At 63.7% G+C, this 7,467-nt stretch carries 8 protein-coding genes and 1 pseudogene; 3 read left to right on the top strand and 6 right to left on the bottom strand.

What is annotated here, in order from left to right; all coding sequences use genetic code 11:
* The 5 genes and pseudogenes from VFE81_RS06455 to pxpB form a co-directional block, all read right to left on the bottom strand.
* Positions 1 to 127, bottom strand: a pseudogene (locus tag VFE81_RS06455) (DUF979 domain-containing protein); the annotation flags it as partial.
* Positions 124 to 873, bottom strand: coding sequence for a DUF969 domain-containing protein (locus VFE81_RS06460; protein ID WP_325043799.1), 750 nt, complete (start codon positions 871 to 873; stop codon positions 124 to 126). The gene VFE81_RS06460 and the pseudogene VFE81_RS06455, both read right to left, overlap by 4 nt.
* 264 nt (positions 874 to 1,137) lie before the next feature.
* Entirely contained in the window at positions 1,138 to 1,890 is a 753-nt protein-coding gene (pxpA, locus tag VFE81_RS06465) for a 5-oxoprolinase subunit PxpA (RefSeq protein WP_325043800.1), read from the bottom strand.
* Positions 1,891 to 2,014: 124 nt separating this feature from the next.
* Entirely contained in the window at positions 2,015 to 3,067 is a 1,053-nt protein-coding gene (locus VFE81_RS06470) for a biotin-dependent carboxyltransferase family protein (protein ID WP_325043801.1), read from the bottom strand.
* Complete coding sequence (pxpB, locus tag VFE81_RS06475) at positions 3,064 to 3,717, bottom strand: 5-oxoprolinase subunit PxpB (protein WP_325043802.1); 654 nt, start codon at positions 3,715 to 3,717, stop codon at positions 3,064 to 3,066. The genes VFE81_RS06470 and pxpB overlap by 4 nt, the downstream gene beginning before the upstream one ends.
* Positions 3,718 to 3,923: 206 nt before the next feature.
* Between pxpB and VFE81_RS06480 the strand changes: the two genes are divergently transcribed.
* The gene (locus VFE81_RS06480) at positions 3,924 to 4,436 is read left to right on the top strand and encodes a winged helix DNA-binding protein (protein WP_054040851.1); all 513 of its coding nucleotides are present in this window, start codon (positions 3,924 to 3,926) and stop codon (positions 4,434 to 4,436) included.
* A gap of 58 nt (positions 4,437 to 4,494) precedes the next feature.
* Here the strand turns inward: VFE81_RS06480 and VFE81_RS06485 are convergent, their stop codons facing one another.
* On the bottom strand, positions 4,495 to 5,037 hold the full coding sequence (locus VFE81_RS06485; RefSeq protein WP_325043803.1) for a 5-formyltetrahydrofolate cyclo-ligase: 543 nt from the start codon (positions 5,035 to 5,037) through the stop codon (positions 4,495 to 4,497).
* A gap of 77 nt (positions 5,038 to 5,114) precedes the next feature.
* Between VFE81_RS06485 and VFE81_RS06490 the strand changes: the two genes are divergently transcribed.
* Together VFE81_RS06490 and VFE81_RS06495 are read left to right on the top strand one after the other, a co-directional pair.
* The gene (locus VFE81_RS06490) at positions 5,115 to 7,082 is read left to right on the top strand and encodes a lytic transglycosylase domain-containing protein (protein ID WP_325043804.1); all 1,968 of its coding nucleotides are present in this window, start codon (positions 5,115 to 5,117) and stop codon (positions 7,080 to 7,082) included.
* Positions 7,083 to 7,165: 83 nt separating this feature from the next.
* Positions 7,166 to 7,467, top strand: a 302-nt coding sequence (locus VFE81_RS06495; RefSeq protein ID WP_325043805.1) for an NAD-dependent epimerase/dehydratase family protein, incomplete at its 3' end; no start/stop codon positions are given.

Raw genomic sequence — 7,467 nt, forward strand, 5'->3', positions numbered from 1 at the left:
CGTAGAGGATCCAGAAACCGCCGGCGGTGAAACGGCGCGGGTGTTCCTTGTCTGTGACGATCATGCCGCCGATGACGAGCAGCACCACCCCCAGCAACCAGAACAGATAGGTAATCGTGAGCGTCATGCTTTGTCTCCTGCGGCGGATTGCGTCGGCGAAACAGCAGCGGCATTGGCAGCCGCATTACCGCGCAGTTCGCGTTCGAGCCTGCGGTCGAGCAGATACAGGCGGAAGCCGTGAATGATGAACGCGCAGATCGCGGTCGGGATGCCCCAGACGGCCACGTGAATTGGCTCGACGACGATACCGGCTTCTTTCAGGAAGGTCGTCATCAGCACGATCGCACCGAACGCGACGAAGATGTCTTCACCGAAGAACAGGCCGACGTTGTCGGTTGCAGCGGAGAAAGCGCGCAGCTTGAAGCGGACCGCGTCGCTGATCTTGCCGAAGCGGGTTTCCGTTGCGCCTTCGGCCATCGGCGCGATCAGCGGACGCACCATCTGCGGATGGCCGCCGAGACCGGTCAGGCCGACAGCGGCGGTCAATTCGCGCACCAGCAGATAGACGATCAGCAAACGCCCCGCGGTTGCAGCCTTGATGCCGCCGATCCAGGCTTGTGCGCGCTCGCGCAGGCCATGCCGTTCCAGCAGGCCGATCACCGCCAGCGGCAGCAGGATGATCAGTGGGATATTGCGTGTCTTGATGAAGCCGGTGCCGATTTCAGCGAGGATCTTTTCAGGCGGGAAATGCGCGGCCAGACCCGTGACGATCGCGGCAACTGCCACGATCAGCATCGGATTGAACCGTAATAAAAAGCCAACGATGATGACGGCCACGCCAATGAGCGGCCATAGACTGACTGTTGTCTGCATCTGGATCTCCAAACAGGGTTTCAACCTTGCCGCTTGTGGCGGCTAACGTGGGCCGGCGCCGGGGTACCCATGCGCCGTCTTGCTGCCGCGGCTCTTGATGGCCGCCTTGCTTCGACTACACCTGCATTGCACTTACGTCTGCTTCTACTCACTGCGGTATTGCAATACGTCTTGCACCTGGCAAACGCCCCGCATGAAGCGGGGCGTTCGGGGTTGGGCAACGGTTGAATCGCGCTGTCCGGATAGCGTTGGTCGGCGCCCGGATCAGACGCTCGCGGCGCCGGCCGCGTGAACTTCGATGCCGGCATCCTGTAGCGCGCTGCGGATGCGCCGCGCGAATGCCAGCGCATGTGGGCCGTCGCCATGCAGGCAGATGGTTTGCGCATTGAGCGGCACCCAGTGTCCGTCGACGGCTTGCACGCGGCGCTCGCGCACCATGGCGAGCGTGCGCTCCAGCACCATGTCTTCGTCGTCGAGCAGCGCGCCCGGCTCCTTGCGCGGCACGAGCGAGCCGTCGGCGCGGTAGCCGCGGTCGGCGAATACTTCTTCGACGGCAGTCAGGCCCGCTTCGCGTGCGGCCGTCACGAGCCCGCTATTGGCGAGCGCGAACACTGCCACCGACGGGTCGAAATCGTGGACCGCCGAGACGATCGCGTCGGCGATCTTCGCGTCGCGTGCGGCCTGGTTGTAGAGCGCGCCGTGCGGCTTGACGTGCGCAATGCGGCCGCCCTCGGCCTGCGCGATCGCCGACAGCGCGCCGAGCTGATACAGCACGCCCGCGTAGATGTCGTTGACCGGCAGGTCCATTTCCTTGCGGCCAAAATTCTCGGGATCATTAAAGCTTGGATGCGCGCCGATCGACACGCCTTTTTGCACCGCCCAGCGCACGCAGTCGCGCATGGCGTTGGCGCCGCCCGCGTGCCAGCCGCACGCGATGTTGGCCGAGCTGACGAGGTCGAGCAGCGCCTCGTCTGAGCCACAGCCTTCGCCGAGGTCGGCGTTCAAATCGATTTCCATGGTGTTCCTCTACTCTCAAGAAAACGCCGGGCCGTCCCAGGTTTTCCGCTCCGCAGGAAGTCCCCTTGGGGATTGCCCCCTCGGGGGGTCCGGTGCGAAACGCCAGGTTTGGGGGCGCTCATTATTACAGCGCTGCGGCCGCCGGCTCGCGCGCGCAGCGTTCTTCGTGCATGGCAATCGCGGCGTCGATCTGCCGCAAATACGTGCGTTCTTCCAGTAAAGCCTGGCGCGCCTCATAGGGCGTCGTCGGGATGAAACGGATGGCGGCGTTCAGGCGAACCTGCGCGAGCTTCCATAGATCGGCCTGGATTACGGCGCCGATCTTCGGATAGCCGCCGGTGGTCTGCGCATCGCTCATCAGCACGATCGGCTGGCCGTTCGGCGGGACCTGAATCGTGCCGGGCAACACCGCGTGCGAAAGCAGATCGTTTTTCTGGGTGCGCTTCAGCTCAGTGCCGGCGAGGCGGTAACCCATGCGGTTGCTGTTCGGTGTGACCAGCCATTCATCGGACCAGAACGATTCGTGCGCCTGTTCGGTGAAGCTGCCGTATTCGGGGCCTTGCAGCACGCGGATCGGCACGGCCCACGGCACGCCGGACGGATGCCGGCCACGCCGCAGCGGTTCGTGAACCAGCACGAACTTGCACCAGGCGGGCGCCTTCACGCCGAACTCGGGCGCTTCGGGAGTAAAGCCAACGTGGCCGCGTTGCAACGGCGCGCCGACCGGCAGGCGATCGCCGTCGCGCAGCGCCCGGCCGCCGAGTCCGCCGAAATGGCCCGCGAGATCGGTGCTGCGCGAGCCGAGCATCGGCAAAACGTCGATGCCGCCGGCGATGCAGACATAGCCGCGCATGCCGCGCTTGGCTGCATTTAGCACCAGTTCCTGGCCGGCCTGCACCGGCAGGCTCCACCACGAATAGACCGGCTTGCCGTCGAGCGTTGCGCCGAATTCGGTGCCGGTGATGGCCACGCGTGTGGCGCGCAAGAAGCGCAGCACGGTCGGGCCGAAGGTAATTTCGAGGCCGGCCGCATCGGGCCGGTTGCCGACCAGCCGGTTGCCGACTTCGAGCGACAGACGGTCGAGCGCGCCACCCATCGCGACGCCGAGGTGCCGGTAGCCGTGACGGCCAAGATCCTGGATCGTGGTCAGAAGGCCCGCGCGAATCACATCGATCATGCGTGTATCCCCGCGACGGTAAAGCGCACCCGGTCGCCCGGCTGCAACAGCGTGGGCGGACGGCGAGTCGGATCGAACAGCGGCAGTTCGGTGCGGCCGATCAACTGCCAGCCGCCCGGCGAGGTTGCCGGATAAATGCCGGTCTGCTCACCACCGATACCGACCGAACCGGCCGGCACTTCCAGCCGCGGCGACGAACGGCGCGGCGTGTGCAGGGCCTCATTGAGCCCGCCCATATAGGCGAAGCCCGGTTGGAAACCGAGGAAAAACACCACGTACTCGCCGTCCGCGTGACGTTGGACGACTTCACGCACGCTCAGGCCGGTGTGGTTGGCGACCGCTTGCAGGTCGGGGCCGAACTCGCCACCGTATTGCACCGGGATTTCGACTTCGCGGCCGGGTGCGGGCACGTCGCTCACCGCGTTCCAGGCCGCTTGCAGATGGCCCACCAGCGCTTCGCGGTCGGCTTCGAGCGGATCGAACACGAGCGTCAGATTGTTCATGCCCGGCACGACCTCCAGCACGTGCGGCCAGTCGCGCGCAGCCTCGGCGGCCGCCCACACGCGCCGCTGGCAGTCCAGCGTGGCAGGCGGGGGCGCCTCGCAGACTAGCGCGGCATCGCCGAGCGGAAAAATTCTTGGTTGGCTCATCGCTTAATGGCCCAGATCGAGACGGAAATGTCGAGCATATCGGACCCTATCGATATTTATCGGCATAGGGTGCGTGATGTTTGAAGCGTACATTATCAATAAAATATCAACAATTTATCTATAAGCGTTTTCGCCAGGCTCCCGGAATGGGCTGCTCGTCGTACACTCCCGACACTTTCCCATCCTGTTTTTCGAGAAACTTCGCCATGTCGCGCCATCCCACCAAGATCGTGTCCTCGGAACATCTCGTGTCTGACACAAGCGCGGAGCTGTCCGAGCTGGAGTACGCGCTCATCATGGCGGGCAATGCATTCAACCGCTGGATGGTGCGTTGCATGTCTGCAGCCGGCGAAAAGGACATGACCGCGATCGAAGTCTCGCTGCTGCACCACGTCAGCCATCGCGAGCGGCGCAAGAAGCTGGCGGACATCTGCTTCGTGTTGAACATCGAAGACACGCATGTCGCCACTTACGCGTTGAAGAAGCTCGTAGCTAGAGGGTATGTAAAAAGCGAAAAGACCGGCAAGGAAGTGTTCTTCTCGGCCACCGATGCGGGCCGTGAGCTCTGTCTGAAATACCGCGAGGTGCGCGAGAGCTGTCTGATTTCGACACTGAAGGAAAGTGGCCTGACCAACGAGCAGATCGGCGAGGCGGCGCAACTGATGCGCAATGCGTCCGGACTGTACGACACGGCCGCGCGGGCGGCGGCGTCTTTGTAGCAGGAGCAGGCTTCGGCGGCTGATGAAGGTTGCGCCGCCCACGGCGCTGTTCGAACGCTTACGCTGCCGGGCGCGGATAGAGGCCGGCTTCCGTCACGATCAGATCGAGCGGAATGTCATGGGCTTCGTGCTGCAACGCGTCCGTGCGGCACGCTTCATAGGCGATGCCGACCGTAATCGGTTTCTTCGCACCCGGCCATGCAGCCAGCGTGCGGTCGTAGTAGCCGCCGCCGTAGCCTAGCCGGAAGCCGTCGGCGTCGAAACCGACGCACGGCACGAACAGTAGATCGGGAACCACCACGCGCCCCGAAGTGGGCTCAGCGATCTTGTGATGGCCGATCTTCATCGGCGTATCGGGCGCCCACGCGTGGAATTCGAGCGGCACGCCGCGTTCCTTGACGACCGGCAAGCTCGCCTCGCGTTGCGAGTCGGCCGCGAGCCAGATCGCCATCGCGGCACGTGCGTCGAATTCGCCCGCCAGCGGCCAATAGAACCCCACGCTGCTCACGCCGTAGTGCTTCAACGCATCGAGAATGCGACGGTTGAGCGCGGCGCTGTGCGCCGGCTCGGAAGCCGCTTGTAGCCTTGCTTCCAATAGCATCCGACGCAGTGCCTTTTTCGATTCCGCGACGGGGTTGCATGCTATGCTTGGGGTCAATTCGCGCTCCTGAAACAACGATGTCAAAACGCCTCTATCGAGTATATCGCGCGGCCGGTCTGGCGCTTGCCGCTGCGGCACTCGTCGCGTGCAGCACGGCCTCGGCCGTCAAGCCCATTCCCTTTTCACAACTCACGAACGACGACCAGACCTTCGTCCAGCTTCGCGAAGCCGCCCGCACGAATGATGCGGCGCGCGCAGCGCAACTGGCGAGCATGATCCCGAACTATCCGGCGCCGTCGTATCTCGAGTACTTCCAGATCAAGCCGCAGTTGTTCGATTCAAGCGGCCATGCGCGCATCGACGCGCCGGATGCGCCGGTGCTGTCTTTCCTGCAGAAGTACGACGGGCAGGCGATCGCCGACCGCATGCGCAACGACTACCTCACCGTACTCGGTGCGCGTCACGACTGGCGCAACTTCGATCAGCAATACGCGCGCTTCGTGCTGAACGACGATACGCAGGTGAAGTGCTACGCGCTCGAATCGCGCGCCGCGCGTGGTGAAAACGTCGCGACCGAGGCACGCGCGCTGTTGGTCGATCCGAAGTGGTACGGCGACGGTTGCGTCGATCTGATCACCTCGCTGGCGATCAACCAGCAATTCAGTTCCGACGACGTATGGCAACAGATCCGTCTCGCGTACGAACAGAACTACACCAGCACGGGCAGCAAACTCGTCGATGCGCTCAGCAACCAGCCGCCCGATCCGGTGCTGTTCAACCAGGCCACGAGCACGCCGCCGTTGCTGCTGGCGCGCGGCGTCGGTCCGGATACGCAGTCGCACCAACTCGCATTGCTCGCGATCACGCGCATGGCGCGCAACGATCCGGCCATGGCCGCGGCCACGTTCGCTTCGGTGGCGCCGTCGCTGAGTTCGCCCGAGCGTGCAATTGGCTGGGGCACGATCGCCTATCAGGCCGCCGCCAAGCAGATGCCGAGCGCGGTGGACTGGTACCGGCTCTCGGTGAATGCACCGCTGTCGAACCCGGCGTACGAATGGCGCACCCGCACCGCGCTGCTCGCGGGCGACTGGACGATGGTGCGCTGGTCGATCGAACAGATGCCGGCGGCGCTGCGCAATCAGCCGTCGTGGGTGTACTGGCATGCCCGTGCGCTCAAGCAAGCCGGCGACACGGCCACGGCCAATCAGGAATTCGAGTCGATCTCGCAGGGCTTCAACTTCTACGGCCAACTGGCTTCGGAAGAGCTCGGCCAGAAGATCACCGTGCCGCCGAAAACGACGGTGAGCGACGCCGAAGTCCAACAGGCCGGCAACACGCCGGGCTTCGATCTGGCGCAACGGTTCTACGCACTGAATCTGCGGCTCGAGGGCAATCGCGAATGGAACTGGCCGCTGCGCAATATGAGCGACCGGCAACTGATCGCCGCAGCCGAGTACGCTCGCCGTATCCAGTTGTATGACCGCACCGTCAATACGGCGGATCGCACGAAGAGCGAGCATGATTTCTCGCTGCGTTATCTGTCGCCGTTCAAGGATATCGTCGAGCGCGATGCGCAGTCGAATGGGCTGGATGTGGAATGGGCGTACGGGCTGATTCGCCAGGAGTCGCGCTTCATCATGAACGCGCGCTCGGAAGTCGGCGCGAGCGGTTTGATGCAGCTGATGCCGGGCACCGCGCAACTGGTGGCGAAGAAGATCGGCCTCGGCCCGATTTCGCGCGAGCAGATGAACGACATCAACACCAACATCCTGCTCGGCACGAACTACCTGTCGATGATCTACAATCAGTTCGACGGGTCCGCCGTGCTGGCCACCGCCGGTTATAACGCCGGGCCCGGCCGTCCGCGCAACTGGCGGCAATCGTTGCAGCGCCCGGTTGAAGGCGCGATCTTCGCTGAGGCGATTCCGTTCCAGGAAACGCGCGATTACGTCAAGAATGTGTTGTCCAATACGGTCTATTACGCGGCGTTGTTCGAAGGCCGTCCGCAATCGCTGAAGGCGCGTCTGGGTTACATCGCTCCGTAAGCGCCGTGCCGCCGTCGCATCATTCTCGATGCGGCGGTGCGCCACGCCAGCCGTTGCCGCGGCTTCCACCAGGGAGTCGAAAAATGCGACATAAAGCCATTGCGATCATCGGCGGTTCCGGTTTTATCGGCAGCCATCTCGTCAACGCCCTCGTTGAAATGGGCAAAGACGTGCGCATCGCCACCCGGCGCCGCTACAACGCCCGCCATCTCACCCTGTTACCCATCGACGTGATCGAAGCTGACGTGTTCGATCCGGTGCAGCTCGCGCGTTTCGTGGAAGGCGCCGATTGCGTGATCAACCTCGTTGCCACGCTGCATGGCAAACGTGGCACGCCCTATGGTCGGGAATTCGCGCGCACGCACGTTGAACTGCCGACCAAGAT

This window comes from Paraburkholderia sp., assembly GCF_035656215.1.
Lineage (GTDB): Bacteria > Pseudomonadota > Gammaproteobacteria > Burkholderiales > Burkholderiaceae > Paraburkholderia.

Coding starts and splice junctions, on each gene's coding strand:
- VFE81_RS06470 (WP_325043801.1), bottom strand. CDS start 3,067: ATGATCGATGTGATTCGCGCGGGCCTTCTGACCACGATCCAGGATCTT.
- VFE81_RS06490 (WP_325043804.1), top strand. CDS start 5,115: ATGTCAAAACGCCTCTATCGAGTATATCGCGCGGCCGGTCTGGCGCTT.
- VFE81_RS06480 (WP_054040851.1), top strand. CDS start 3,924: ATGTCGCGCCATCCCACCAAGATCGTGTCCTCGGAACATCTCGTGTCT.
- VFE81_RS06485 (WP_325043803.1), bottom strand. CDS start 5,037: ATGCTATTGGAAGCAAGGCTACAAGCGGCTTCCGAGCCGGCGCACAGC.
- VFE81_RS06460 (WP_325043799.1), bottom strand. CDS start 873: ATGCAGACAACAGTCAGTCTATGGCCGCTCATTGGCGTGGCCGTCATC.
- pxpB (WP_325043802.1), bottom strand. CDS start 3,717: ATGAGCCAACCAAGAATTTTTCCGCTCGGCGATGCCGCGCTAGTCTGC.
- pxpA (WP_325043800.1), bottom strand. CDS start 1,890: ATGGAAATCGATTTGAACGCCGACCTCGGCGAAGGCTGTGGCTCAGAC.